At 72.8% G+C, this 25434-nt stretch carries 23 protein-coding genes; 4 read left to right on the plus strand and 19 right to left on the minus strand.

Annotation, left to right across the window (positions count from 1 at the left end):
- Positions 1–175: 175 nt before the first annotated feature.
- From AB0B66_RS22150 to AB0B66_RS22160, 3 genes are all read right to left on the minus strand, one after another.
- The gene (locus AB0B66_RS22150) at positions 176–1240 is read right to left on the minus strand and encodes a DUF916 domain-containing protein (protein WP_360532827.1); all 1065 of its coding nucleotides are present in this window, start codon (positions 1238–1240) and stop codon (positions 176–178) included.
- 73 nt (positions 1241–1313) lie between these two features.
- The gene (locus AB0B66_RS22155) at positions 1314–3290 is read right to left on the minus strand and encodes a metallophosphoesterase family protein (protein WP_360532830.1); all 1977 of its coding nucleotides are present in this window, start codon (positions 3288–3290) and stop codon (positions 1314–1316) included.
- A 127-nt stretch (positions 3291–3417) separates the two neighbouring features.
- The gene (locus AB0B66_RS22160; RefSeq protein WP_360532833.1) at positions 3418–4626 is read right to left on the minus strand and encodes a HupE/UreJ family protein; all 1209 of its coding nucleotides are present in this window, start codon (positions 4624–4626) and stop codon (positions 3418–3420) included.
- Positions 4627–4804: 178 nt separating this feature from the next.
- Here AB0B66_RS22160 and AB0B66_RS22165 point away from each other — a divergent pair, with 178 nt between their 5' ends.
- A complete protein-coding gene (locus AB0B66_RS22165) occupies positions 4805–5482 on the plus strand; it encodes a hypothetical protein (RefSeq protein ID WP_360532836.1) in 678 nt (225 codons plus the stop codon).
- A gap of 4 nt (positions 5483–5486) precedes the next feature.
- Here the strand turns inward: AB0B66_RS22165 and AB0B66_RS22170 are convergent, their stop codons facing one another.
- From AB0B66_RS22170 to AB0B66_RS22240, 15 genes are all read right to left on the minus strand, one after another.
- Positions 5487–6851: a hypothetical protein gene (locus tag AB0B66_RS22170; RefSeq protein WP_360532839.1), complete on the minus strand. Its 1365-nt coding sequence runs from the start codon at positions 6849–6851 to the stop codon at positions 5487–5489.
- A gap of 340 nt (positions 6852–7191) precedes the next feature.
- Positions 7192–7956: a hypothetical protein gene (locus AB0B66_RS22175; protein ID WP_360532842.1), complete on the minus strand. Its 765-nt coding sequence runs from the start codon at positions 7954–7956 to the stop codon at positions 7192–7194.
- On the minus strand, positions 7949–8398 hold the full coding sequence (locus AB0B66_RS22180) for a hypothetical protein (protein WP_360532845.1): 450 nt from the start codon (positions 8396–8398) through the stop codon (positions 7949–7951). Before AB0B66_RS22180 ends, AB0B66_RS22175 begins: the two co-directional genes overlap by 8 nt.
- A gap of 1 nt (position 8399) precedes the next feature.
- Positions 8400–9509, minus strand: coding sequence for a PASTA domain-containing protein (locus tag AB0B66_RS22185; RefSeq protein WP_360532848.1), 1110 nt, complete (start codon positions 9507–9509; stop codon positions 8400–8402).
- The gene (locus AB0B66_RS22190) at positions 9506–9967 is read right to left on the minus strand and encodes a phage tail protein (protein WP_360532851.1); all 462 of its coding nucleotides are present in this window, start codon (positions 9965–9967) and stop codon (positions 9506–9508) included. Before AB0B66_RS22190 ends, AB0B66_RS22185 begins: the two co-directional genes overlap by 4 nt.
- The gene (locus AB0B66_RS22195) at positions 9957–12491 is read right to left on the minus strand and encodes a putative baseplate assembly protein (RefSeq protein WP_360532854.1); all 2535 of its coding nucleotides are present in this window, start codon (positions 12489–12491) and stop codon (positions 9957–9959) included. Before AB0B66_RS22195 ends, AB0B66_RS22190 begins: the two co-directional genes overlap by 11 nt.
- The gene (locus AB0B66_RS22200; protein WP_360532857.1) at positions 12488–12883 is read right to left on the minus strand and encodes a GPW/gp25 family protein; all 396 of its coding nucleotides are present in this window, start codon (positions 12881–12883) and stop codon (positions 12488–12490) included. The genes AB0B66_RS22195 and AB0B66_RS22200 overlap by 4 nt, the downstream gene beginning before the upstream one ends.
- Complete coding sequence (locus AB0B66_RS22205; protein ID WP_360532860.1) at positions 12880–13218, minus strand: hypothetical protein; 339 nt, start codon at positions 13216–13218, stop codon at positions 12880–12882. Before AB0B66_RS22205 ends, AB0B66_RS22200 begins: the two co-directional genes overlap by 4 nt.
- Positions 13215–14699, minus strand: coding sequence for a phage baseplate assembly protein V (locus AB0B66_RS22210; protein WP_360532863.1), 1485 nt, complete (start codon positions 14697–14699; stop codon positions 13215–13217). The genes AB0B66_RS22205 and AB0B66_RS22210 overlap by 4 nt, the downstream gene beginning before the upstream one ends.
- The gene (locus tag AB0B66_RS22215) at positions 14696–15334 is read right to left on the minus strand and encodes a hypothetical protein (protein ID WP_360532866.1); all 639 of its coding nucleotides are present in this window, start codon (positions 15332–15334) and stop codon (positions 14696–14698) included. The genes AB0B66_RS22210 and AB0B66_RS22215 overlap by 4 nt, the downstream gene beginning before the upstream one ends.
- A complete protein-coding gene (locus AB0B66_RS22220) occupies positions 15322–16365 on the minus strand; it encodes a hypothetical protein (RefSeq protein ID WP_360532869.1) in 1044 nt (347 codons plus the stop codon). The genes AB0B66_RS22215 and AB0B66_RS22220 overlap by 13 nt, the downstream gene beginning before the upstream one ends.
- Positions 16366–16552: 187 nt before the next feature.
- A complete protein-coding gene (locus tag AB0B66_RS22225; RefSeq protein ID WP_203691588.1) occupies positions 16553–17041 on the minus strand; it encodes a phage tail protein in 489 nt (162 codons plus the stop codon).
- 1 nt (position 17042) lies between these two features.
- Complete coding sequence (locus AB0B66_RS22230) at positions 17043–18263, minus strand: phage tail sheath family protein (protein WP_360532873.1); 1221 nt, start codon at positions 18261–18263, stop codon at positions 17043–17045.
- Between the two features lie 2 nt (positions 18264–18265).
- Positions 18266–18958, minus strand: a complete 693-nt coding sequence (locus AB0B66_RS22235) for a hypothetical protein (RefSeq protein WP_360532876.1) — start codon at positions 18956–18958, stop codon at positions 18266–18268.
- A 124-nt stretch (positions 18959–19082) separates the two neighbouring features.
- Positions 19083–21635 carry a CHAT domain-containing tetratricopeptide repeat protein gene (locus AB0B66_RS22240; protein ID WP_360533239.1) on the minus strand — a complete coding sequence of 851 codons (2553 nt, stop codon included), beginning with the start codon at positions 21633–21635 and terminating at the stop codon, positions 19083–19085.
- 147 nt (positions 21636–21782) lie between these two features.
- Between AB0B66_RS22240 and AB0B66_RS22245 the strand changes: the two genes are divergently transcribed.
- Positions 21783–22964, plus strand: a complete 1182-nt coding sequence (locus tag AB0B66_RS22245) for a S8/S53 family peptidase (protein WP_360532879.1) — start codon at positions 21783–21785, stop codon at positions 22962–22964.
- A gap of 13 nt (positions 22965–22977) precedes the next feature.
- Here the strand turns inward: AB0B66_RS22245 and AB0B66_RS22250 are convergent, their stop codons facing one another.
- Positions 22978–24216, minus strand: coding sequence for an RNA-guided endonuclease TnpB family protein (locus AB0B66_RS22250; RefSeq protein WP_360532882.1), 1239 nt, complete (start codon positions 24214–24216; stop codon positions 22978–22980).
- Positions 24217–24331: 115 nt separating this feature from the next.
- On the opposite strand from AB0B66_RS22250, the gene AB0B66_RS22255 reads away from it, so the two are divergent.
- Together AB0B66_RS22255 and AB0B66_RS22260 are read left to right on the plus strand one after the other, a co-directional pair.
- Entirely contained in the window at positions 24332–24901 is a 570-nt protein-coding gene (locus AB0B66_RS22255; protein ID WP_360532885.1) for a sigma-70 family RNA polymerase sigma factor, read from the plus strand.
- On the plus strand, positions 24901–25341 hold the full coding sequence (locus tag AB0B66_RS22260; protein WP_360532888.1) for a hypothetical protein: 441 nt from the start codon (positions 24901–24903) through the stop codon (positions 25339–25341). Before AB0B66_RS22255 ends, AB0B66_RS22260 begins: the two co-directional genes overlap by 1 nt.
- Positions 25342–25434: the final 93 nt, after the last annotated feature.

The following is a 25434-nucleotide window of genomic DNA, read 5'->3' on the forward strand; positions in this document are numbered from 1 at the left end:
CGCCGCCGGGAGTCCGAGCCGACCGGCTGAGCCGGTCCCGGCAACGCGGACGCGGGGCGGGGGCCGGGGGGGGGGGCGCGGGGGGCCCGCGCCGGCCCGCCGGGCCCGTCGCCGCGGGTGTCCGGGCACGCTCTGGGTGGAGCGTGCCCGGACACCCGCCGTCGCGGGGACCGGTTCACCGCTGCTTGTCGCGCAGGGCCTGTTCGACGGCCTGCTCGACGCGGGCGTCCTCGCGCTGCCGCCGCCGGGCGCGGTTGCGGCGGGATCCGACCAGCCCGACGGCGACCACGGCGGCCACCGCGACGATCAGGATCAGCAGCGCCCACGGCATCGCCCAGGTGCCGCCGGTGGCTTCGACCTGTTCGAGGTCGGTGCTGGAGCCGGAGGCATCGGTGAGCAGTGGAGTGAGGGTCGCGGTCGCTGTGAGCTTCGTCGCGGGCGCGACGCCGTGCACCGGTGCGGTGACCGTCCAGCTCTCACCGGGCAGCAGCTGCGGTGGCGCGGCGATGTCCCCGGCGTCGGCCCGCAGCCAGCCGAACGGCCCGGTGACCGACACGTCCTGCCGCGCCGACAGCACCGCGTTGCCCGTGTTGTGGATCCGGTACGTGACCGTCGCGTCGCCCTTGGCCAGCGGGTTCGCGGAGCCGGTGTAGTCGACGTGCAGGTCCTCGACCGCGAGGCTGGGTTTGAGTTCGCCGCTGATGCGCAGCTTGACGCGGATGCCGAGGCGGCGGTCGACGTTGATGGTCTGCGCCTGGTCGGTCTGGGTCAGCGAGGTGACGATGCCGCCGACGTAGTCGCCGGGGGTCGCGTTGGCGGGCACGGTGACGGCGAACGGCACGGTGACGGTCTTGCCCGGCGCGACGGTGATGTTCGGGCTGGTGGTCTGCAGCCAGACGCCGACGGCGGTCGACTTCTGGTCCTTGGGGAGCAGGTCGAGCTGGCCGGTGCCGGTGGTGAACCCGTCGGCGGCGTACACGGCGAGGTTCAGCGGGGTGGTGCCGCGGTTCGCGACGACGAGGGCGTCGTCGGCGCGGCCGCCGGGGTTGACCGCGTAGCTGTAGCTGGACCTGTCGGCGCCGTACCCGTTGGAGGCGGTCCGGACGGTCCAGGCGACGTCGCCGTCGGCGGCCAGCGCCGGGCCGGCACCCGGGCCGACGACCGCGCCGACGGCGAGCAGCGCCAAAGCGGTGGTGCGGAGCAGGGCGGCGACGGCTGTACGGCGGGTGGAGGTGCGCATTGCGGTGGTTCCTCGGATCGGTTCGGTGGTGGGGCGGGCGCGGGACGCCCGCCCCACCGTCATGGGTTGACGATCAGCTGCTCAGCGCGGTGATCGTGATGGTGGCCCGGTAGCTGCCCTTGGCGACGCTGTCCGGGATCTTCAGGGACAGGTCGGCGCCGAGCTTGGCCGAGCCACGCGGGTGGCCCTGCTCGGCGGCGGCCAGACCACGGGCGACGGACAGGCCGAGACCCTGGTCGTCGTACGCCGACAGCACTGCGGCCCCCGGCTGCGCGCCGGCACCCGCGTCCAGCAGGAACGGCGTCCAGCCCAGGAACGCGCCCGGGAAGGTCTTGTCGCCGTCACGGAACTCGCCCGCGCTCGCCGAGATCGACCACGGGGCCAGCGAGCGGCGGCTGTCCGTCACGAGGATCGGGTTGATATTCCCGGTGGCCTCGAAGAAGGTGCCGTTGCGCTCCTGCGCGGTGCCCAGGTCGACCAGGCCGTTGTAACCGTCGATGGTCCAGCCGAACTCGCCCGGAGCCGGGTTCGGCACCGCGACCTGCACGTCCTGGCCGGAGCCGTGGTACGGACGCACGGTCACCTTGTCGACGATCGAGCCGACCGGCTGCGCCTCGCTGGTGTTGTAGCACCAGCTGCCCTTCTCCACCGACGCGTTCGGCGCGGCGCACGTGCCGCTGCGCAGGTTCTCCAGGACGAGCTTGTCGGCCCGCACCTGCACCTTGACGTAGCTGCGCACGTGCTCCTGGTTCTGCACCGAGTTGTACCAGTAGCTGTCCGGGTTCAGCGGGTCCGGGCCGTTGCCCCGGATGCCGGTGCCGGTGGCGTCGGGCTTCTTGATGTCGTAGTACTTCGAGCCCGAGGCCGAGTTCGCCGTCACGTAGATCACGCCGCCCGGACCGGGGAACACCTCGGCCGCGCCGGGCTGCTCGTCCGGGTTGGCCTTCTGGCCGTTCTTGATGGCGTAGCTGCGGGAGTAGCTGTGGTCGTGGCCCTGCAGCACCATGTCGATGCCGAGCTGCGAGAACGCGGTCGTGAAGTGCTCACGCCGGTCCTTGTTGTCGGTGTCGGTGGCGTGGCTGGCCGGGGAGTAGATGGAGTGGTGGTAGACCAGCACCTTCCACTTGGCCTGCGCGCCGTGCTTGTTGATGACGTCGGTGATGTAGGCGACGTGGGCCGAGTCGCCCACGTTGCCGCCACCGGCGGGCACCGCGTAGCTGTTGCTGTTGATGTCGATGAACAGCACGTCCTTGTACACGAACCAGTAGTCGCCACCGGACTTGGTGCCGGCCGGGTTGCCGTTGTCGTAGTACGGGGCCGAGCGGTCCGTGTTCGGGGTGAAGTGGTGCTGCTCGTAGGCCTTGCCGCCGACGTCGTGGTTGCCGATCGTCGCCACCACCGGGTACTGGCGCAGCTGGTCGGGGGCCAGGAACGAGGTCCACTGGGACTCGTTGTTGGCCGACTCGACGTGGTCGCCGCCGGAGACCAGCAGCTCGGCGTTCGGGTTGGCCGCGGTGGCGACCTTGAGGGTCTCCTCCCAGCCCGCCTGGTCCTTCAGGGTGTCGCCGGACGAGCCGATCTGCGGGTCTCCGAAGAACAGGAAGTCGTAGTCGCCTTCGAAGTCCTGCGTCTGGAAGGAGTACGTCGGCGACCACGCGCCGTCGCCGCCGACCCGGTAGGAGTACCGGGTCTTCTCCTTCAGGCTGGTGATGGTCGCGTGGCGGTTGTAGCCGCCGCTGGTCGCGATGTTCGCGCCGCCGATGGCGTCGAACGCGGCGGCCGTCGCCGGGAACTCGCCGTTCACGAGCGCGGCGGTCGGGGCGAGCTGGACCTTCTGCGCGGTGTCGGCCGAGGAGTACCAGGTGAGGACGCGCTGGGACTCGTCGGCGCCGACGCCGAGGATGACGCCGGTGAGGCTCACCGGGTCGGCGGCCGAGGCGGCCGTGCCCAGTCCGCTACCGACGGCCACGGCCGCGCCGAGCAGTGCGGCGGTGGCCCCGACGGCCAGGCGGCGCCGCACAAGCCCGGGGGCCCGTGTCTTGTTGCTCAATGTTCCGTTCCTTTGCCGAGGGAGCGCCCGAAAGCGCCCCTGAACTGGTGAAGCGTCCTCACGCTCGTCCGGCGTGGTGAACCGGGAGTGAATTCGCCGCACAAGTTAGTTAGCCTTACTAATAAGATCACTGGCCGGTCAGGCGCTGCATGAACCAGATCAGCCCCATCACGGCCACCCCGCCCGAAATGAGCCCTGTCGCCCACCGGCCCGCCACGGGATTGCGCCGGCGCAGCACCGACAGCAGCGGGAACACCACCGCGATGACCGCGAGCTGAACCACTTCGATGCCGACGTTGAACACCAGCAGCGACCACAGCAGCGTCCACGACCACGCCTCGTCGATGCCGAGCGCACCCGCGAACCCGAGACCGTGCACCAGCCCGAACACGAACACGACACCCAGCCGCAGCCGGCCCGCCCGGTCCAGGCCCAGCCGGCCACCCGACGCGGGCAGCTCCAGGACCTGACCGCCGCCGCGGCGCAGCCGCCACAGGTGCCAGCCGGCGACGACCGCGATCGACAACGCGATCACCGGCTCCACCACGATCGCGGGCACCGCGACCACACCGAGTGCGGCCAGCATGAACGTCACCGAATGCGCGAGGGTGAAGCTGGTCGCGGCGAGCACGATCTCGCGCACCCGCCGCGAGCCGGCGATCAGCGCCAGCAGGAACAGGATGTGGTCGATGCCGCCCAGCAGGTGCTCCGCCCCGAGGCTGAAGAACTCCCAGAACCGCTGGTACCACGACTGCGCGGTCGAGAACGACGGTGTGCCCGCGTCGAGTGCCGCACTGCCGGTGTGCCCGTCGAGGTGGTAGGTGACGATCGTCTTGGTGTCCTTGACGTACTGCTCCCCGTCGGGGAACAGCGCGCTGCGCACCTCGTGGCCGTCGCCGTCCGGGCAGGCCCAGTCCAGCAGCAGCCGCGCGTACGGCACCCCGTCGCGCTCCCCGATCGAGAACCCGCCCGCCTGCGTCGGCGTGCACGCTCCCCCACCGGAGGAGACCGCGAACCGGTCCGTGACATAGCCGACGGCCGCCGCCCGGTGCGCGTCGAGCGCCGCGGCCTGCCCGGCGGTATCACGGGCCTCGAACGCGGCGGTGCCCGCCTGGAAGAGGCCGTCGTCGTGGCGCTCGTCGGCGGCGGAGACGACGAGCAGGTCGTACTCCAGCTCCAGTGCGGTGCGCGCGTGCCCGGCGTCACCCGCCGTGACGTCGGCGTACACGGTCGAGCTGAACCCGTGGGCTTGGGCGGGCGCGGCGCTCAGAAATGCGAAAGCCGCCGCGGCGATCCCGGCGGCGGCGACGATGGTCCTGCGTAAACGGTCTGACATGGTGCTCCTTCGGTGCTGGCGAGTGCACGCTGCCCGCCGACGGTGAACACCGGACCGACCACCGGCGAACCGACCGCGAACAATCGCCCAGAACCCGACGAGACGCGCTGGCCGGCGGGCATCTCTGCGGTAGGAATACGGGGCACGAAGGCACCACCCACCCTGGAGCACGATCACCTTGCGCCCCACGTTTCGCGCGGCCCTCGCCGCGGCGGCCGCCTTGGCCGTCGCCCTGACGGCCGGCTGCGGTTCCGGTGACGACTGGACACAGCCGCACCCCGCACCCCACCCCGTCGGCAGCCCCGGCCCCGGCTTCGTCGACCCGTCCGCGCGGCCCGCCCCGGAATCGACCATCACGCCACGGCCCGGCTCCTGGGCCGGGGTACACCCGTCGGAGGGCTACCGCGTGGTGCTGCTCACCAGCGGATCCGACGCACCGACCAAGGCACTGGCCACCGCGGTCCGGCAATGGGCCGACGACGAGGAGGTCGACCTGCGTACCGTCACCGCGGCCGACGCGCACGACCTCGTGCCCAGCATCGTGCGCGCCATAGACCTGAGACCGGACCTCGTCGTCAGCGCCGGCAACGACCTCATCGACCCGCTGGCGCTGGTCACCGCGAGCCACCTCGACCAGCAGTTCCTCGTCGTCGGGGCGGAACTCGCCGAGCCCACCGGCAACGTCACCGCCGTCGACTGGTCCGGGGCGTCGTTCCGCGGCGAAGGACTCGGCATGTCCTCGACCTACGACCCGGCGACGTTCACACCTGAGCGCTGCGCGGCCGCGATCCGCGCCGGGGTCACCGCCGTGCTGCACCAGCTGACCGGCATCGTGATCTGGCTCGACGAGATCTGACCGGTCAACCGGCCGGGTCTGGCCAGTGCTCGGGGTCCGTGAGCGACAGCTGCGGGTACCCGCCCGCGGCGTTCAACGCCACGAGCAGGTCGATCGGCGCCGCATGGACCAGCGCCTCAGCCATCGGCGTCCAGCCCCGCCGGCTGAGGGCGTTCACGTCCAGCCCGGCGGCGAGCAGGCGCGGCAGCAGTTCCTCGTCGTGCTCGAACATGTGCATCCGGTGCAGCAGCGTCCGGCCCTGACCGTCGCGTACGTGCGGGTTCATGCCCGCGTCGAGCAGCGCGCGCACGACCCGGCTGCCGCCGTGCTCCATCCGCCGCCACAGATCGTGGCGGTGCTCCCGCAGCCGCTTCGGCGCGGCGTCGTCACCGTCGAGCCAGCCGAGTTCGGCCTGGAAGCAGCCGCGTATCGTCCCACCGAAGGCGCGAAGGGCGTGCTCGCGCCGCCGCTCGGCCCCGTCGTGGTGGAGCAGTTCGACCTGCCCGTCCCGCATGCTGATCCAGTGCCACTGCCGGCCGCACCGCACCCGGATGCGCTCCTCCTTCCAGAACCCGGCGGGAACCATGGACGTCGCAACGGGGCGGGTCTCGGCACCAGCGGCGGGGAACAGCGCCGCTCGCACCAAGGGATGCAGCTCCGCGACGCCGATCCGGTCGTGCCCGATCAGCTCCAGGTCGACGGGCGGGCGCAGCAACATGGGATGCAGGCAGAGGTCCACGCCGATCGACCCCGGCCGTGGTGGAGCCGGTTCAGCGCAGGCCAACCGGTGACGATCACCAGCCGCCTCCAGGTACACCTTCCTGTGGTAGTACCGCTTCAGCCTGCTCTCGTCGCCGCGCAGCCGGTACGACCGGTGGCCGAACTGGGCCGTGAGCCGGCGCAGCTCACGAACCGCGAACGACGGATCGGCGCGGCGCAGCACGTCACGCAGCTCGCCGACCCGCCGGGCGTCCCACAGATACGGCGCGAGCGGGTAGACCGGAGTCTCTTCCAGGTCACCGGCGCGCCTCGCCTGCACGGTGAGCCGCTGCGAGCCGGTCACCCACTCCGGCGACCGGACCACGAGCACGGCGCTGTCCGGGGTCACCGGCCCGTCCGGCGCCAGCAGGTACGTCAACCCGGCGGACAGGCCTGCCGTCCCGCTGCCCGAACGTGGCAGATGCCATCGGAGCAGGTCGGGCGCGAACCCGGCCAGCAGGTCCGCGACCGGGCCGGCATCGTCGATGTCGACCGTCACCCGGGCCGCCTCGCACGCGGCCCGCCAGTCTCCGCGCTCGCGCGCCTCGGCGCACTCGGCGATCATCCACTCGGGGACCGCGTACTGTCGGACCATCCGCCGGACGCCCAGCGCGTCGCTCGATCCGCCCACCCTGTCCCCCGTACCGTCGCCGCCGAGTGGCCCTGACCACCCGCGGCCGGGCAGGTCGTCGCCGCGGCGGATCTTACGAGGGCCCTGGGATATTTTCGGGCCGGGTCGCCCAGGATGCCGGCACGCACCCTCCGGTCGGCTCCTCGGACGTGCCATGCAGCGAACGCGGCTACATCTATTTTGATGTGGGCACATCAAAATAGATGTAGCCGTTGTCGAGCCGACCTTTGCCCGCGCGGGAGCGGTGGCGCGGCCCGCCTGCCGTCGGCAGGCCGCGCCACCGCCTGGTTCGCGTGTCGGGGCCCCGGTGTCGCCGGGCACGCGAACCCGGGTCCGCGGCTCAGGTGGCCGCGGCGGCTTTGAGCTGCTTGCTGCTCTCGACGGTGACCTGCACCGCCCGGACGATCGCCGGGACGGACCCGACGAGCAGGATGATCGCCCACACGATCCCGACGATCGCGAAGACGATGCCGGCGATGGCGTCGGTGATGCTGACCAGGATCCCGGGCACGATCCCGTGCAGGAACACGGCGACGACGTTGCCGAGCAGCGATGTGATCATCATGGCGACAAGGCCCTTGTTCTGCAGGAAGCGCTGCTGCGCGATGATCAGGCAGGCGATCGCGACCACCTTCAGGAACATGATCAGCGACAGCACCGTGGCCGCCTCGCCGCGCGGGAATGATCCGAACAGGATCAGGTAGACGATCGTGCCGAACGGGAACGCCAGCAGCAGCGACACCATCAGGATCAGCTTGGCGATGGCGACGAACAGCAGCACCAGCGCTGTGATGATCAGGATGATCGCCCCGACCAGGGTGGCCACACCCTGCGCGCGGGCATGCAGCCGCTTGGAGGCCAGGATCGCCACGCCCATGAGCACGGCCGTGCCGAGCAGCACCACGTCGATGAGGGCGAGGTAGCTGATGGCGATGCCGCCGGGTCGTTCCGCGACGCCCGGTGGCACGTCGGCGCCGAGTTCGGCGGCGGTGCCCAGTGCCGGGCTCGTGAGGCCGAGCAGCAGTGAGCTGCCGGTCTCGACGGCGACGACGAGGCCGAGCGCGACCAGGGCGACGAAGAAGAACGGAGTGCGGAGCCTATCCATCGCTTCCTCCCAGGGTGACGGTGCACTTGTCGCAGGTCAGGGTGATGTCGACGCCCTGGTCGTCCACGGCGACGCGGATCGGCTCGCCCGCCGGCACGTCGCGGTCGAGGGTCGTGTCGTCGTGTGGGGCGCGGGTGACCAGGCGCAGCGGCCCGTCGGGGCGCAGTTCGACTTCGCGCAGGTCGCTGTCGGCGGCGGCGACGGTGAGCACGCAGCCGGTCTCGACGACGAGCACACCGTCGGTCAGGCAGGGTGCGGACAGGTCCGCCGGGTCGACGGGGTCGGGGTCGCCGAACCAGTCGCCGAGGGTCTGGACCAGGGCGTTGTCGGTCGGATCGGTCATCGTGCCGTCGTCGGCGGTGGCGACGCCGGTGACGAACAGCGCGACGATCAGCACCGCGACCGCGGCGAGGATCTTCTGTCCTCGGGTCAAGGCGGGCATGTCAGTGCTCCAGGTAGACGCGCACGGTCCCGGCCTCGGTCGCGGTGCCGTAGTCGTCGAGGACCTGGACGTTGACGAACACCCAGCCGTTGTCGCGGACGTTGTTGACGGTGTTGTAGTTGAGCGTCGGCATCGCCGGGGTGAACTCGCGCGCGGTGGCGATCTGGCTGGACACGGCGGGGGTGGGCTGGCAGACCTCGCCGAACGCGGACTTGGTGCAGCGTTCGATCTGGACGGTGATCAGCCAGCGGACCGGCCACGAGTCGGGCTGGGTCCACACGAGGGTCGGCATGCGGTTCGGCGGGACGCTGGAGTTGGTGACCGGCTGGGAGATGACGGGTTTGGCGGCGGCGGCGGAGATACCGAGGTCGACGGTGCTGCCCTTGGCCGCGGTCGCGCCGCCGGGCAGGGACTGCCGGGTGACGGCACCGGGGCCGCGGGAGTTGTCCCAGCCGAACTGGACAGTGCCTGCCACGAACCCGGCCTTGGCCAGGGCGGCCTTGGCATCGGCGGGCGGCAGCCCGATCAGTTTCGGCACGGCGACCAGTTCCACCGGAACGGGGCTGGCCGACGCCGCGGGTGTCGCCGACGCCGTGGGCTGCGGAGTCGTGGTGGCCTGCTCGCCCTCGGGCCAGACGACCCAGGTGATGACGCCGATGACGAGGACCGCGAGCGCGGCGGCAACCACGATCCACCACGGGAACGGCTTCTTCTCCGGGGCCGGCGGGGCGGGCACGACGACGGCGACGCGGCGGCTGAGGACCGAGGTTTCCTCGGGGGCGTCGGACAGTTCGGCGTCGCGCTGCGCGCCGAGGGTCAGCGGCGGGGTGAGCCGGGCCTGGAACTCGTAGCGCCCGGCCGGGGCCGCCTGCGGAACGTTGATCTTCACGACGAGGGGCGCGGTCGCGCCGGGCTTCGGGCGCGGGTACTCCTCCACGGTGAACCAGGACGCGTCGGTGTCCTGGCCGGTGTGGAAGTCGATCCCGGGCCGACCGGTGCGGCGGGACTGGTTGGTGATGGTGAAGGTGACCTCGGCGGCGCGGTCCTGGCCGAGGGTCACCTCCGGGGTCGCGGTGGTGATGACCCACTTCTCGGTCTTGTCGGCGGTCATGGCAGTTCTCCCATTTCGAAGGTGGTGGCGGCAGGCTTGTCCAGCTCGACGATGTGCCGGACGCGTTCGAGCAGGTCGCTGCCCGCGGGGATGCGGACGATCAGGTGGAACGGCCGGTCGGCCGACTCCTCGATCTCGATGTCGGTCAGGCCGGTGGCCAGGGTCACCGCGGCCCGCAGTCCTTCGCGGGTGCCCCGGGACTGGGCCAGGGCGGTGCCGTGTGCGACCAGGTCCCGGCCGTGGCCGAGGTGGTCGACGGCGACCCAGCGGGCCAGGAACGGCACCAGCTGGGGCGGGCAGCGGTACGGGTGGAACAGGTCCTCGACGGTGGACAAGCGGGCCTCACCGGAGGAGTGCAGGCCCTCCATCACGTCGAGCAGCGCCCACAGCACCCCGGTCGGGTGCATGGCCCGCTGGTAGGCGGCGGGCAGCAGCGCGGCGATCGCGTCACGGCGCATCTTCGGTCACCACCTCGATGTCGTGCTCACCGGACACGAGCAGCCAGGTGGGCGGGATGGTGACGAGCTGGCGCAGTTCGATGTCGGCGGCCGAACGCCATTGGCCGGGAGCGGCGACGACGTGCGTGCCCCGGTTGCCGCCGGCGAACACGTGACTGCCGCCGGCGATGGTGCGCACGGGTTCGAACCGGGTGCGGTCGCGCAGCGGCAGACCGCAGTTGACCGACGGGGACTCCCACTGCGGCGCGGCGGCCGTGGTGTCCAGCTGCAGCACTCCCCCGCTCTGGCTGGCGGCGTACGCGGTGCCGTCGACGAAGTCCAGGCCCCAGCAGGTGCCGCCGGTCCACCCGGCGGACAGCTCCTGCCAGCGCACGTCGGCTTCGAACAGCCGGGCCCGGTAGCAGCCCTTGCCGGGCTTGCGCGGGTCGGTGGTGCCGGTGCCGACCCAGAGGATGGTGTCGGGCCCGTCGAGCTGCACGGACAGGGCACGGGTGTCGACGCCGTTGAGGCCGACGTGGGCGAAGGTGCCCTGACGCCCGCCCGCCGTGGACAGGTAAACGCCGTAGGTGGTCTCGGCGGCCAGGGCCACGCCCCACACGCCGCGTTCGGACACGAACGTGCGCACCGAGTTGAAGCCGCGGTCCTGGTCCTTGGCGTCGACGATGATCTGCAGCGGGACCGCGCCGTCGAGCAGCGACATCTCGTACAGGCCGACGTCGGTGGCCAGCAGCAGCGACACCGCCTCCTCGCGGTCGATCCACGCCGCCTCCAGTACTACGGCGTCGATCTCGGTGAGCTTGCGCCACGTCTCGCCCAGGTCCGCGGAGACGTGCACGCACGAGCCGCCTTCGTCGGAGTTCGTGACGACGGCGACCGCGCCGGGGCGGGCCACGACACCGGGCCGGTCGGACACCGGCGCGGGCACGACCTGGCGCACCACTTCACCCGCGAATACGGTGACCAGCTCCCAGCCCTCACCGTCGTTGGTGGACCGGAAGACCTGCTCGCCGCCGCCGGCGTACCAGGTGCCGGGCTGGTAGCCGTCGGCGGCGATCGAGGTGACGTCGCGGCTGGGCGCGTGTTCGAGCACGAAGCGCACGTCGTCGACGTAGCGCACGCCGGGTTCGGCCTGCTCCAGGATCCGGTACACGTTGGAGGCCCGCAGCGGCTCGCCGAAGGACCAGCCCTCGACGGTCGCGGGGGCGGGCAGCGGGCTGATGGTCTGGTGCAGGCGGTCGTGGATGCGGCGGCGTACGGCGTCGACGTCTTCCTGGCGGCCGACGACGACCCGGCCCTTGACGGCGACGGACTTGTAGCGGGCCCAGGTGGTGGTGACCGAGGTGCCGAGGGCGCGGCGGCGGTCCAGGTCGGCCTGGGTGTGCAGGCGCACCTCGTCGAGCTGGCGTTCGGCGAGGGCGGCGACGGGCAGCCGCCAGCCGGGCCGGGCCGCCTCGGGCACGAACGGCACCAGGGTCACCTCGACCTCACCGGGGCGGGCGAACGACCACATGGACGCGCGGGTGAACGCGCGGGCGCGGGCGACGGCCGGGGACCCGGCGGTGGCGAGCAGTTCGAAGTCGCGGGCGGTGACGGCGCGGTGCAGGCTGAACAGCTCGTACGGCCCCCGGCGCGCGGCGGCGTCGACCTGCTCGATGTCCCGGCCGCCCCGTGCGGCCTCGGCGTTGGTGACCCGCAGCCCCGGGATCTGGTCGCGCAGCGCGGTGAGCGTGTTCGCGGCGACGTTGCCGGACGCGCCGCCGCCGACGCGGTACCAGAGCCGGATCTCGCGGTGGGCGGCCGGAACGGCTCCGGGCACGGTGCCGCCGTCGAGGGCGGGCGCGAACGTGACCGTGCCCGCGGCCGGGTCGAGCAGGTACGCCCGGTCGGCGGGGCCGAGCCCGGCGAACGTCTCGACGCGCTGCCAGATCTCGAAGGTGCGGCCGTCGTACTCGCGGGCCGCGCCGGTGACCGGCCCGGTCGTCTGCACGCCGAGCAGCACCTCCAAGGGCTCGCCGGTGGTCGCCAGCGGTGCCCGGTCGGCGCGCAGGACCAGGCCGGGCAGGCCGGTGCCGAGGCCGAGCAGTTCGCCGTCGACGAGTTCGCAGTGGTAGGCGCGTACCCGCGTCTCGGTCTCGCCCTCGGCGATGACGGCCGGGACGGTGGTGGTAAACAGGACCGGCTGCGGGTCCGCACCGCGCGCGGCGGCGACCCGGGTGCCCGCCGGGATGGCGATGCGGCCGGTGTCGGCGCCGGTGCGGGTGAACGTCAGCTCCGCCCAGGCGGCGGCGGGCGGGCGGCGGGTGACGCCGAGCAGGTTCAGGAACTCCAGGTACGCCTTCTCGGGCAGCCGGTTGAGCCGGTACAGCATGACCTCGGTCAGGTACGCGAACGCCTCCAGCAGGGCGACGCCGGGGTCGTGGACGGACAGGTCGGTCCAGTCCGGGCAGGAGCGGCGCACCCGGTCGCGGGCTTCGGCGACCAGGTCGTCGAATCTGCGGTCGTCGAGGTTCGGCACGGGGATCATGACGGTTCTCCGAGGTCGATGGGGTAGTCGAGGACGCCGGCTGCGAGGGTCTGCCGGACCCGGTAGCGCAGGTGCACGTTGAGCCGGGACGCGTTGTCGGGGTCCGGGTCGGCGTCGACCTGCTCGATGTCGATGCGCGGCTCCCAGCGTTCGAGGGCGTGGCGCACGTAGTGGATGGCCAGGCCCGCGGTGGTCTGGTCGTTGGGCGCGAACAACAGCCGGTGCAGGTGGGAGCCGTACTCGGGACGCATCAGACGCTCGCCGGGCACGGTGCCGAGCAGCAGGATGATGGCCTGGCGGATGGCGTCGTCGCCGTGGACGAGCGCGACCCGGCCGGCGGCGGAGGTGACGATGCCGTCGCCTTCGCTGAAGCGCAGTGAGGTCGGGGTCATGAGGTCGCCTCCACGAAGGTCTGGCCGGGGATGCGTACGCGGTAGTGGACGGTGCCGGGCACGGTGCCGTCGGTGAGGCCGTCGAGGCTGTCGAGGACCACGGCGTCGCCGTCGATGCGGATCCAGTCGCTGTAGCCGGTGAACACGCGCAGGGTCTTCACGCAGGGCTTCATGGTCGCGCCGATGTTGGGGCAGCGGGCGACGGCGCGGCCCTGCGGGTCGTCGTCGACCAGCACCGGGTTGCCGGCGATCTCGACCCAGTGCTGGGACGGGTTGTTGGTCACCTTGCCGTCGTGGTCGCAGCGCACATCGGACGACGAGTCGATGAGTCTCATCCCGGGATCACCTCGGTGGGTAGCCCGGGGATGAGCGCGCGCTCGAAGTCGACGTTGGCGGCGCGGATGGTCATCCGGTGCCCGGGGGCTTCGATGACCAGGTCGGTGCGGGCCAGCAGCCGGACCTTGCCGGGGGCGAGTTCGAGGGAGCTGCCGTCGGCATTGGACAGTGTGATCGACTTGTCGGTGTCGTCGACGAGGACCTTCTGCCCTTCGGGGCTGTGCAGGCTCCACCGGCGTACCCGCCCGCCGGACACGCCGCTGTCAGGCGGCGACTGCGCGCCGAAGACCGCGCCGAGCACGATCGCTTCGGCCGGGTCCTCGTGCGGCAGGGCGAGCACGACCAGGTCGTCGGGGTCGGGCAGGGCGACGATGCCCTTGCCGGGCCCGGCCCCGGGGCACAGCACGGGCAGCCAGCCGAGGTCGAGGTCGCCGTGGCCGGGCAGGGTCACCTGGACCCGGCCGCGGCCGTCGGGATCGTCGACGCCGGTGACCCGGCCCAGGGCGATCGCGGCGGCGCTGGGCTGTGCGGGGCCTTCCGGAGGTTCGGTGCCGAACACCGTGCGGTAGCCGTCGGCGTCGATCGTGTGCACGGCCATGCACACCGGATAGATCCCGTCGACGGCGTCGCCGACGCCCGCGATCTCGACCGCGCGGCCGGGCCGCAGCGCCGGGTCGCCCTGGGCGGTGCCGCTGACGCACAGCACGCGCGCCGCAGCCCGGTCCAGGGCCGCCTGGGCGGCTTCGGCCTGCAGGCCGGCGGGCTGGTCGATGAGCGCCCGGTCACCGTCGCCACCGAGTCCGGGCGGCGAAACAGCAGGCCCCGGCCGGTATCCGGGCGCGCCGGCCCGGCCGGTGGTGAACTCGCCGCCGGGGTGCCAGCCGAAGGTGGCCACAGCCCCGACGGCCCGGTCCGAGTGCCCCTCGACGCGGCACCGCCAAAGCGTGTCGCCGACCTTGAGCGGCAGCGCGGGCCCCTGCGGCCGCAGCGTCTCCAGGACCAGGGTCCGCCCGTCGAGCACCGGGTACCGGCCGAGCCGGGCGGCGGTGCGGGCGAGCAGGTCCCAGTCGGTGGCCCGGTGCTGCAGCAGCCGCTCCAGCGCCGGTCCCGGGTCGGGGCAGCGCACCGTCAGGCCCAGTCCGGCGGTGAGTTCGCGGGCCAGGTCGGCCAGGGTCACGCCGGTGAAGACCCGCGGCCGCTGCCTGGCACGCAGGCGGTGCAGCAGGTCGTGGGCGACGACGGTCCAGCCGGTCTCCGAGCCCGGACCGCGGGTCAGTTCGACGGTGCCGATCTCGCCGTCGAACAGCGGTTCGCCGTCGACGTCGAGTTCCAGGCGTGCCCCGAACGGCCAGCCCGTGGGCGTGTGCATGGTGAGTTCGGCCTGGGCGGGCAGGCCGATGCGCTGGGTGACGCGGGCCGACAGGACCCGGCCCGGCACGGGCGCGCCGTCCAGGCGCACCGACACGACAGGAATGATCATGACGGGACTCCGAGCACGGACCCGGCGCGTACGGCCAGGGGGTTGTCGATGCCGTTGTGCTCGGCGAGTTCCCGCCACCTGGTCGGGTCGCCGAGCGCCTCGGCGGCAAGCAGGTCGAACCGTGCGCCGCCGCCGTCGGAGCCGTCGCCGGTGGCCTGCACCGCGCTGGCCGCCGTCGGGGCGGGCGGCGCGGCGGGCTCGCCCTCGCTGCGGACCAGCTTGAGCCGCAGCCATGAGCGCCGCGGGGTGCCGGTGGCGTCGATGGCGTCCAGGCGCTCGGCCACGTTCACCACCACGCCGGGCAGGTTCCACGTCTTGCCCCAGACCAGGCGCACCAGCGGCGGGCGGCCCTGCCCGTTCTCGGCCAGCTGCCACAGCCGCCCGGTGAGCCGGCGTACGTCGTCGGGCCGGTGCGCCTGCTCGACCAGGTCCACATCGAACAGCAGGTCCAGGACCAGTTCGGTGCGGCCGCCGCCGGTGAACAGCAGCGCGTCGTCCACGCCGGTGCCGACCACCGCCCCGGGCAGCGCCGCGGGGCGCACCCCGGCGAGCCGCCGTACCACCAGGGTCTCGGGGTTGACCAGGCAGTCGATGCGCTCGCCGGTGGCGTCGACGAGAAAGGCTATGCGTTCCACGGCCTGCCCTCCTGTTGGCTCTGCCGCACACGGATGCGGTCGGGGTCGGTGCGGGTCGGCGCCGGGACGGCCCACAGTTCGGCGTCGTCGAGCAGCTCGGGCCAAGGACCGGGTTGCTGTTCACGGCCCGGCTCCCGGCCAGTGAGCCGGGGCCACGGCGCGGCGACCACCGACGGTGCCGGGGCGCCGTCGGCATGCCCGCCCGCGGGACCGTCTTCGCCCGGTGCGAACCGGCCGGCGACAGCGGGTGGGCGTGCCGCCGGCACCACGTGCGCCGGGGTGAACGGCGACGTCCACGGGTCATGGCTCGGAGCTCGACCGACGTCGGGGTTCGCAGCAGAATGGCGCTCGGCGTCACCCTGATCCGTAGCGCAGAGCCGCGGTGCACGCGTGGTCGCCACCGCTGTGCCTGCGTCGTGGCGCACGGTGTCCGGGTGGGTCGTCTCCGCTCGCGGCGGATCCGTTCGAATGGCAGGGTCGTCCGTCTTGACGCGCTCGAATGCAGGCGTACCTGCCTGCTCCGAAGACAGGGCCTCAGCCGCGGTCGACCCGGCCTCCGGGTCCGTGAGAGCGGTGTCGCTCTGCGCGGCCCACATCTTTTTTGATGTGGGCACATCAAAAAAGATGTGCGGGGACGGTGAAGGTGTTGCTGTGGCGGGCCGTGCCTCCATCGGGGCGGGCTCCTGCCCGGGTCGGCTCGGCGTCGGTCGGTGTGCCGCATAGCCGATCGTCGTCGCGACGGCCGGGGCGGTCCGCGACCGATCAGCCACCGCAGGCCGGTTCGTCACCGTGTCCGCCGAGGTCGGATCGGCCGAACCGGCCGCACGGGCGGATGCCGAGGAGGCGACCGGCCGCGCAGCCGTGACGGGAGTCGTCGCTTCCGCACCCTCGACGGCCCGGCCTACCGAGGAAGTGCCGGTCGGCATCGGGTCAGCCGGGCCGGTGGAGTCCGACCGTCGGCCGAGGTCGAACCACGCGAGCGCCACCGGACCACGGGGCAGCGCCGGGTCGAGGTCGGCGGCGATCCCCACGGCCGCGGCGGCACGGCCACGGTCGACGTCGGCCGCGTACGCGGGGGCGGCCGGGCGCAGGGGCGGGGTGGACGGGGCGTCCGGAGCGGGCGTGGGCCCGCCGAGCCGGACGGCCCCGTCCCACGGCGTCCTCGGCTGGGGAGCGGCGCCCCTCAGGCCGAGGAGGCGCCGCAGCCAGCCGAGCAGGTCACGCAGCCGCGCCGACATTGCTGGTCTCCCGCTGGATGCCGTCGTGTGCCAGCACCAGCGTCTCCACCGCGAGTTCGCGGCTCATCGCGTCCAGCGGCGAGCCGTACCACTCCTGGGGCCAGGCGTTGACGAGGTTCCAGCGCAGGGCTTCGGCCGAGCCGGAGCTGTCGAGCATGACGATGGAGACGTTGCGGCGGCTGACCTTGCCCTCGACGGCGGTCATCAGCCACTCCCACAGTTCGAGGGAGGAGGTGAGACCGAAGCGCAGGGTCACCGGGGCGTACGTGACGCGGCCCGGGATGGCGCGCACGACGGAGTTGTTGCCGGCTTCGCGGTACGAGATGGTCTCGACCTTGATGCCCAGGCCGCCGACCTCGGTGAAGTGGCCCTCGGTGACGTTGTTGATGAGCAGCTTGAAGTTGTACGCGCGGTACGGGTCCACCAGGTTGCCGGGCTGGGCGGCGGGGGTGGCGGTCACCTCGGGCATGTCAGGCTCCTGCCTGGTCGCCGCCGGCACCGGCGGACTGGCTGATCTTGAAGATGACGAACTCGGCCGGCTTGACCGGCGCGATGCCGATCATGGTCACGACCTGGCCCGCGTCGCGGACGTCGGCAGGGTTGGTCTCCTCGTCGCACTTGACGAAGAACGCCTCCTGCGGCGAGCGGCCCTGCAGCGCGCCGTCGCGCCACACGCGGGTGAGGAACGCGCTGACGTCGCGGCGGATCGACTTCCACAGCAGGGTGTCGTTGGGCTCGAACACGATCCAGCGGGTGCCGTCGCCGATGGACTCCTTGAGCATGTTGAACAGCCGGCGCACGTTGAGGTAGCGCCACTCGCTGCCGGAGGCGGCCAGGGTGCGGGCGCCCCAGATGCGGATGCCCTCGGCCGGGAAGTGCCGGATGCAGTTGACCCCGGCCGGGTTGAGCACGTCCTGCTCGACCTTGGTGACCCGGTACGACAGGTCGACCGCGCCGCGCACGGGCTCGTTGGCCGGGGCCTTGTGCACGCCGCGCAGGGTGTCGGTGCGGGCCCACACCCCGGCGACGTGGCCGCTGGGCGGGGTGTTGACGACGTCGCCGGTCAGCGGGTCGCGCACGACCAGCCACGGCACGTAGAAGGTGCCGTAGTCGGACTGGCGCGGGCGCAGCCCGCTGTTGTCCTCGGCAGGGGCGGCGTCGACACCGTCGGCCGGGCCCTTCTTCGCCGAGGGCTTGGCCGGGGTCGCGCCGCCGACGCGGGTCAGCCGCTCGACGTCACCGGTGTGCTCCGGCCCGTCGAGGATGGCCATCCGGTCGCCCATCAGCTCGCAGTGCGACAGCAGGTCCTCGTAGGACAGCGCGTCGGTGTAGCCGGGCGCGGCGACGATGGCGACCTCGTCGATCGCTTCGAGCAGCCGCAGCCCGCTGCGCTGGCGGCCCTTGCCGGCCAGGGGCTCACCGGGGGCGATGTTGACGACGTAGCAGCGGCCGCCGCCGTTGTCGAAGAAGCCGTACACGGCCCGCGACAGCGGCGTGCTGGCGGTGGCGTCGCCGACGAACACGCGGACGAACTCCGACCAGCTGTTGACCGCGACCGCCTCGTTGCGGCGCGCGGCGGCGTCCGGTGCGGTGCCGACGAATCCGGCGGTGCTGGTGCCGACCGACTCGATCGGCCTGCTGCCACCGGACACCTCCTCGACGTAGATGCCGGGTGAGGAGTACACAGGCATTGCTAGACCTCCTGGATCTCGCAGGTGATGACGACGGGTTCGGCCGAGACGGCCGCGACCTCGGCGGACAGCAGCAGCCCGCGACCGGCGACCGACAGGCGCACCGGCCGGTCGGCGGCGACGGGCAGCTCGAAGTGGCCCCGGGTGTCGGTGTACGACGCGGCGGTGCCGTCGGCGGCGGAGACCCGCATGCCGACCAGCGCCACCCCGCCCGGGGTCTGCACCCGGCCGGTGAGCCGCCGCAGCGACACCGTGTCCAGCCGGCCCGGCTGGGTCACCCGGGGGATGTGCGGGGCGGCCGTGGTGACGTGCACCGCGACCTCGCACAGCAGCGCGACGCGCAGCCGTGCCCCGAGCGCGGTCCACAGCGTGTCCGGGACCGGCTCGGCGAGCAGGTACGGCACGCCGCCGGTGAGGATGCGGTCGAGGGCCTCGATCGCGGTGGCCTCGGGGCCGTCGGCGTGCAGCAGGAACCGGACCCGCAGGCGCAGCGGGTCACCGGGGCGTGCGGGCAGCGTCTCGGGCAGGACCGCGTACGGCCACACGGCCACCCACGGTCCGCCGAAGGCGCCGGACTGCACTCCGGTCGCCGCGGCCGGGTGTTCGACCCGCACCGCGACGTCGACTTCGGCCAGGCTGGCCAGCAGCAGCGCGGACGCCCGGGCCAACGGCCCGTGGTCCTCGTGATACCGCATCGGAACCTCCGCCTCGTCTCGTGCCGGGGCGGCACGATCACGAGACAGAGCGTCCGGTCACGGGCGGTGATACACCCACTGCTGTCAGCTGCGTGACGGGTCGGGCGCTGATTTCCGACGCAGGTCAGGCGGCCCCGGAGCCGAAGCAGCTGAAGCTGTACGCGGTCGCCCAGCGTTCGACGGGCGCGGCGGCCTGGGCGGCGGCCAGCGCGGCGGCCGGGTCGTGGCCGGCGCGCAGCCGCTGGTGCAGGCCGAGCATCAGTTCGCGGGTGGCCTCGTCGTCGACGGGCCCGGTGCTGGCGACCAGGGTCCGGGCCCCCGCGCCGAGCAGCGCGGCGGTCAGCCCCATCAGCTCGTCACCGGGGTGCACCGCGGACAGGCCGGTGTCGCAGGCGGACAGCACGACCAGGTCCGGGGCGCGGCGCAGCGTGGTCAGGTCGTGCACGGTCAGCGGCCCGTCGGCGAGGTCGAGGTGCGAGAACAGCGGGTTGTCGGCCCGGAACTCGCCGTGCGCGGCCAAGTGCACCCGGCGCGCCCCGTCGATCGCGGCGAGGGTCGCGGCGACGGTGGCCTGCGGTCCGGTGAGCTGCTGCGCGCCGGGGGCGAGTGCCGCGAGGGCCTGGACTTCGCCGATGGCATGGTCGGGGCGGGCGGCGGCGACGAGCACGAAGCGTTCGTCGAGGTCGGTGCGGCGGTTGGCGGTGCCACGCGCCCAGGCGGTCGCGGACGGGGCGACAGCAACGGGCCGCCCGCCGCAGCTCGGCATCGCCGCCCAGGGCAGCGCCTGCAGCGCTCCGGTGGGGACCACGACGAGTTCCCGGTCGCCGGTCAGCGCGGCGACCGGCCGCAGCAGCCAGTCGTCGAGCTGGCGCAGGCCGTGGCGGGCGGCGGCCTCGGCGGCGGCCAGCGACGCCGGGGAGCCGTAGCGCAGCACGAGGCGGCGCATCGCGAACCGCAGCGCCGCGATCTCCGGACCGAGCGCGGCAGCGTCGACCAGCGGGCTCAGGCGCACCCGGCCACCGGCGACGACGACGGCGAGCAGCCGCCCGTCCTGCTCGACGAGCTCGACCAGGGCGCGCTCACCGAGCCCGGCGGTGATCTCGTCGACGGAGCCTGGGGCGTCCACGGGCGACGTCGCGGGTCCGGTGCGCCAGGTGCGGCGGCGGATCGCGTCCTCCAGGGCGCGCTGGCGCTGCAGGGGCCGGGCCCGGCGGATCGCGTCGAGGGAGTCGCCGGCCAGTTCGGCGGTGACCCGGCGCAGCTGGGCGAGTTCGCGTACCAGGTCAGGGTCGTCGGCCGGGGTGCTCGGGGGCAGGCGCAGGGTCGCGGCGCGCCAGCGTTCGGCCCAGGCGAGCACCTGCCGGGCGGAGCGCTGCGACAGGGCCAGGCGTACGCCGAGCGCGGCGAGGTCGCCGCCCTCGGCGGAGCTGAGCACCCGCAACTCGGTCGCGCCGAGCGCCGCCCGGTACTGGTCGAGCAGCCGCAGCCCGTGGCGCAGCGCGCGCCGGGCCCCGGCGAGGTCGCCGTGGTGCAGCCGGCTGAGCGCCTGGGCGTGGCAGGCCCGGATGCGTAACCGGGCCGGGCCGTGTCCGGGCACGACACCGGCGAGATCGGCCAGCGCGCCGGGGTCACCGCTCTCGGCGGCGTACAGACGTGCTTCGAGGGCCTGTTCGGGCCACCCGGCGACGTCGAGCGCGTCGGCGAGCACCCGCAGCCGGGCGGTGCGCCGCTTCGGTGCGGCGCGGACCTGCAGGTACTCGGCGTGCACAGCCCAACGCCCGCGCTCCTGGCGGGTGAACGCGCGCCGGGCGAGCCGGGCCGCCTCCCGTGCGCCCGCGCCGTCACCGGCCGCGAGCGCCGCCTGCGCCTGCAGCAGCCGGGCCTGCGGCAGCAGCGTGCCGAGCCGGGCCGCGGCTGCGATCTCGACGGCCTCCTGCGCCGTCTGGTGCGCCTCGGGCAGCAGCCGAGCCGCCAGCAGCAGCTCGGCCCGGTCGATGAGCGCCTCGGCCGGGCGCGAGCCGCTGCGCCGGAAGTGCTCGTCGGCCTTGTCGTACCAGGTCAGCGCAGTGACGATGTCGCCGCTGGACGCCGCCACGAACCCGAGGTTGTGCTGGGCCTGCGCCGCCGCGGCCGGCAGCGCCAGCTCGCGGTACAGCTGCTCGGCACGCCCAAGATCGGCGCGGGCCTGCGCGAACGCGCCCCGGTAGGTCTGCAGCACGCCCCGGTTGGTCAGCGCCCTGGCCTGCCACAGCCGGTCGTCGTGGCGGCGGAACGCGGCCAGTGCCGACGTGTACGCGGCCAGCGCCTGCTCGTCGCGGCCCAGCCGGCGAAGCAGGATGCCGTGCTGCATCCGGGCCCTGGCCAGCGGCAGCCCGTCCAGCACCGACAGGGCCCGGCCGATCTCGGCCAGCGCCGCGTTGGGGCGGCCGAGGTCGTTGAGGACCAGCGCCAGGCTCATCCGCGACAGCGCCGCCAGCTCCGGCAGGCGGGCCCGGCCCGCGACCGCGATCGAGCGCCGCAGCCGCGCGGCGGCCAGGGCCGGATCCTGCAGCTCACGGGCCGCCAGCCCGAGGATGCGCAGCGACATCGCCACACCGGCCGGATCGCGGTCACGTTCGGCGCGGGCCAGCAGCCGCTCGCCGAGCACCCCGGCCCGTCGCGGGTCGGCCATGACCATCGCTAACACGCGCTCATGCTGGAAGACTCTCGCACGACCGTCCTATCGACACGGACAGTAGTGTCAGCGTTGCGACACATCTGGATGTATCAGCAGGCCGTCGGCCGCACTCTGTTGCAGGACGCAACACGAGACGGAGGAACGACGATGGCTATGCCGCAGGACCGCCTGCACCGCTGGCAGGACCGCCGAGCCCGGCGCATGGCCGGGCTGCCCTGGCTCGGCCAGGAGACCCGCGCCGACCGCAAACCGGTCTGGTACACCCGTGACGAGCTGCTGGTCCTGTCCGACCACCGGGCGTCGGCCGAACGCGTCCTCGGCGGCCTCGGGCACACCCGCGGCGTCGGCGAGACCGAACTCGCCCCCGGCCTGCTGCGGCTGCGCGCCGACGGCCTGGACGTGCCGACCGCCGCCCGCCGGGTGCGGGAAGCCGCCGCCCGTGACGGCGACGAGCGCACCGTCGTCAGCCCGAACCACGTGTTCGTGTCCACGCCGTTCGAGCACGGCGGCCCGTTCGGCCCACCGCAGCCGGCCCCGAAGCCCGGCGACCGCCCCGGCCCGCGCAAACCCGGCCAGCAGGTCGGCGTCGCGGTCATCGACACCGGCGTATGGCGCGACAGCCCGCTGCCCGCGCACGCCTACACCGCCGCCCCGACCGACTACGAGATCGACACCGACGTCGACGACGACGGCGTGATGGACGGCGACGTCGGGCACGCCAACTTCATCATCGGCGTCATCGGCGCCCGCACCGGCAAAGCCGACGTACGGGCCATGCGGGTGCTGGACACGTTCGGCCTGTGCACCGAAGCCGACCTGATCCTGTCGTTCGCGCGGCTCACCGACGAGAAGCTGATCAACCTGTCGCTCGGCGGGTACACCCTCGACGACCAGCCGCCCCTGGCCCTGGCCACCGCCCTGTCGGCACTGCTCACCGGCCGCGACCGGCTCGTCGTCGCCGCCGCGGGCAACGACGGGCTGCGCGACCGGCCGTTCTGGCCCGCCGCGTTCGCCGGCACCGACGTGCCCTGGGCCGACCAGGTCGTCGCCGTCGCCGCCCACGACGGCAAGGAGCTGTGCGACTGGAGCAACGCCGGCCCGTGGGTCACCGTCACCGCCCCCGGCGCCGACATCACCAGCACGTTCGTCAAGCACGGCCAGTTCCCGACCGGCTGGGCGTTGTGGAGCGGCACCTCGTTCGCGACCCCGCACGTCGTGGCGCTGCTGGCCGAGCAGACGGTCCGCAGCGGCTCGACCGAGGTCGCGCTCAAGACCGTGCTTGCCACCGCCGCGAACCGCTCCTACGGCGGATACCCGGGGCTGGCTTGACATCTTCCCCGCCCTAACGGACGGGGACTCCCGTGGTCACCCTCGGGTCTTCCTGTTTCGCCGACAACTGCCCCGACCGAGAGGATCCTCGTTGAGGTCTTACACTGTCTCCACAGGCTGTCACCGCCAGTCCGGCGGCCAGGATGTTGCGGGCCGCGTTGACGTCGCGGTCGTGAATGGTACCGCATCGGCACGTCCACTCCCGCACGTTCAGCGGCATCGATCCTGCCAGGGCACCGCACGCCGAGCAAAGCTTCGACGACGGGAACCAGCGGTCCACGACTACCAGGTCCCGGCCATACCAGGCTGCCTTGTACTCCAGCATGGTGCGCAGTTGCCGCCAGGCCGCATCGCTGATCGCGCGGGCCAGACGATGGTTCTTGACCATGTTACAAACGGTGAGGTCCTCGATTACGATCGTTTGGTTCTCACGAACGAGCCGAGTCGTCAGTTTGTGCAGGTGGTCACGCCTACGGTCAGCCATACGACCGTAAATGCGGGCGACCTTGATCCTGGCCTTGGCCCGGTTCGCGGAGCCCTTCTGCTTACGGGCCAGGTTTCGCTGTGCGCGGGCCAGCCGCTCGCGGTCGGCACGCTCATACCTAGGGTTGGTGACCTTCTCGCCGGTGGACAGGGTAAGCAGGCTGTTCAGGCCGGCGTCAATCCCGACTCGCCTGGTTGCCGAAGTCTCGGCGATCACGTCCTCGCAGAGCAGGGAAACGAACCAGCGTCCGGCTGCGTCCTGCGACACGGTCACCGTGGACGGCGAGCATCCCGCCGGCAGCGGCCGCGACCACACGATGTCCAGCGGCTGACTCATCTTCGCCAGGGTCAGCTTCTCGTCGCGCCACCGAAACGCGCTGGTGGTGTACTCCGCCGACCGGCGCGAACGCCTCTTGCTCTTGAATGTCGGGTGGTTGGTGCGTTTTGCCCAGAAGTTGGTGAACGCGGCCTGCAGGTGCCGCAGCGCCTGCTGCAGCGGCACGGACGAGACCTCGTTCAAGAACGCCAGGTCGTCGATCTTCTTCCATGCGGTGAGCAGGGCCGAGGTGGCGTTGTAGTCGATCCGCGCCTGGCGCAGCGTCCACGCCTCGGTCCGGGCCTGCAAGGCCATGTTGTAGACCAGCCGAACGCACCCGAACGTCCGCGACAACTCAGCAGCCTGCACATCGGTCGGGTAAAAGCGGAACTTGAACGCCCGCTTCACAGTCCTCGACACGATTCGCATCCTAAACAGACGCTCGGCGAGCATCGGAGGTGGGTAGAAGTCGGTCCGCCTCAGCGACAGATCGGCTTTCCGTTTACTGCTCCGCAGGGGTTCCGTTCCTCTCCGGCCTGAAGGCCGGAGTGTCCACAGAAGGAATCAGATGACCCAGACCCCGCCCCACACGCTGCCCGAATCGGACACCGCCGCGCTGCTGCGCCAGGCCGCCGAAGGCAGCCAGCGCGCCTGGAACACCATCGTGGAGCGGTACTCCGGCCTGGTCTGGTCGGTGGCGCGCAGCCACCGGCTCGGCCAGGCCGACGCCGCCGACGTCTTCCAGGCCACCTGGCTGCGCCTGGTCGAGCACCTGGGCGCGATCCGCGAACCCGAGCGGCTCGGCTCGTGGCTGGCCACCACCGCCCGGCGCGAGTCCCTCGCCGTGCTGCGCCGCGCCGGGCGCGATCTGCCCGTCGGTGACCTGCTCACCCTCGAACCGCAGGACCGCTCCGCCCCGGAGGTCGACAGCGACCTGCTGCGCCGCGAACGCGACGGCGTGCTGTGGCGGGCGTTCGCGCAGCTGCCCGGGCAGTGCCAGTCGGTGCTGCGGCTGCTGCTGATGGACCCCGCCCCCAGTTACGCCGAGGTCAGCTCGGCCTTGGACATCCCCGTCGGCAGCATCGGCCCGACCCGTGCGCGCTGCCTCGACCAGCTTCGCCGGAGGTTGAACCCCTGATGACCGCGTACGACGACGACACGCCTGCCGAGCTGCGCGGGCTCACCACACGCATGGACCCGGTGCCGCCGCACCTGATCGCGCTCGCCAAGGAGAGCCTGGCCTGGCGCGACACCGACGCCGCGCTCGCCCAGCTGGTACGCCAGATCGACCTGGCCGGGGTGCGCGGGGAGGACCTGCCGGACCTCTTCACGTTCACCGCCGGCGAACTGACCATCGAGATGGAGGTGGCGGTGACCGGGCTGACCGCGGCGCTGACCGGCCAGCTCGTGCCGCCGCAGCCGGCCAGCATCCGCGTCGACCACGCCGACGGACCCACCTGGGTCGAGGCCGACCCACTGGGCCGGTTCTCGGTGGCCTGCGTGACCCGCGGGCACCTGCGCCTGCACTGCCATCCCGCCCAGGGCGGCCCGGTCCAGACGTCCTGGACTTTGATCTGAATCCGAAGGTGGGGCGGGCCGTGGTCCCCGGCCCGCCCCACGAGACCCGATCGCACTGATCGGGTCTGGCGGGCGGTCAACGGGGGCCGCCCG

Origin of the sequence: Catellatospora sp. NPDC049111 (assembly GCF_040648615.1) — a bacterium.
Classification (GTDB): domain Bacteria; phylum Actinomycetota; class Actinomycetes; order Mycobacteriales; family Micromonosporaceae; genus Catellatospora; species Catellatospora aurea.

What these genes read in the sequence shown, in the direction of transcription:
- AB0B66_RS22185 (WP_360532848.1), bottom strand. Translation starts at nt 9,509, where the DNA reads ATGACCGCCGACAAGACCGAGAAGTGGGTCATCACCACCGCGACCCCG.
- AB0B66_RS22150 (WP_360532827.1), bottom strand. Translation starts at nt 1,240, where the DNA reads ATGCGCACCTCCACCCGCCGTACAGCCGTCGCCGCCCTGCTCCGCACC.
- AB0B66_RS22190 (WP_360532851.1), bottom strand. Translation starts at nt 9,967, where the DNA reads ATGCGCCGTGACGCGATCGCCGCGCTGCTGCCCGCCGCCTACCAGCGG.
- AB0B66_RS22235 (WP_360532876.1), bottom strand. Translation starts at nt 18,958, where the DNA reads ATGCGGTATCACGAGGACCACGGGCCGTTGGCCCGGGCGTCCGCGCTG.
- AB0B66_RS22260 (WP_360532888.1), top strand. Translation starts at nt 24,901, where the DNA reads ATGACCGCGTACGACGACGACACGCCTGCCGAGCTGCGCGGGCTCACC.
- AB0B66_RS22245 (WP_360532879.1), top strand. Translation starts at nt 21,783, where the DNA reads ATGGCTATGCCGCAGGACCGCCTGCACCGCTGGCAGGACCGCCGAGCC.
- AB0B66_RS22200 (WP_360532857.1), bottom strand. Translation starts at nt 12,883, where the DNA reads ATGACCCCGACCTCACTGCGCTTCAGCGAAGGCGACGGCATCGTCACC.
- AB0B66_RS22230 (WP_360532873.1), bottom strand. Translation starts at nt 18,263, where the DNA reads ATGCCTGTGTACTCCTCACCCGGCATCTACGTCGAGGAGGTGTCCGGT.
- AB0B66_RS22195 (WP_360532854.1), bottom strand. Translation starts at nt 12,491, where the DNA reads ATGATCCCCGTGCCGAACCTCGACGACCGCAGATTCGACGACCTGGTC.
- AB0B66_RS22180 (WP_360532845.1), bottom strand. Translation starts at nt 8,398, where the DNA reads ATGCCCGCCTTGACCCGAGGACAGAAGATCCTCGCCGCGGTCGCGGTG.
- AB0B66_RS22160 (WP_360532833.1), bottom strand. Translation starts at nt 4,626, where the DNA reads ATGTCAGACCGTTTACGCAGGACCATCGTCGCCGCCGCCGGGATCGCC.
- AB0B66_RS22175 (WP_360532842.1), bottom strand. Translation starts at nt 7,956, where the DNA reads ATGGATAGGCTCCGCACTCCGTTCTTCTTCGTCGCCCTGGTCGCGCTC.
- AB0B66_RS22255 (WP_360532885.1), top strand. Translation starts at nt 24,332, where the DNA reads ATGACCCAGACCCCGCCCCACACGCTGCCCGAATCGGACACCGCCGCG.
- AB0B66_RS22205 (WP_360532860.1), bottom strand. Translation starts at nt 13,218, where the DNA reads ATGAGACTCATCGACTCGTCGTCCGATGTGCGCTGCGACCACGACGGC.
- AB0B66_RS22240 (WP_360533239.1), bottom strand. Translation starts at nt 21,635, where the DNA reads ATGGTCATGGCCGACCCGCGACGGGCCGGGGTGCTCGGCGAGCGGCTG.
- AB0B66_RS22210 (WP_360532863.1), bottom strand. Translation starts at nt 14,699, where the DNA reads ATGATCATTCCTGTCGTGTCGGTGCGCCTGGACGGCGCGCCCGTGCCG.
- AB0B66_RS22250 (WP_360532882.1), bottom strand. Translation starts at nt 24,216, where the DNA reads ATGCTCGCCGAGCGTCTGTTTAGGATGCGAATCGTGTCGAGGACTGTG.
- AB0B66_RS22225 (WP_203691588.1), bottom strand. Translation starts at nt 17,041, where the DNA reads ATGCCCGAGGTGACCGCCACCCCCGCCGCCCAGCCCGGCAACCTGGTG.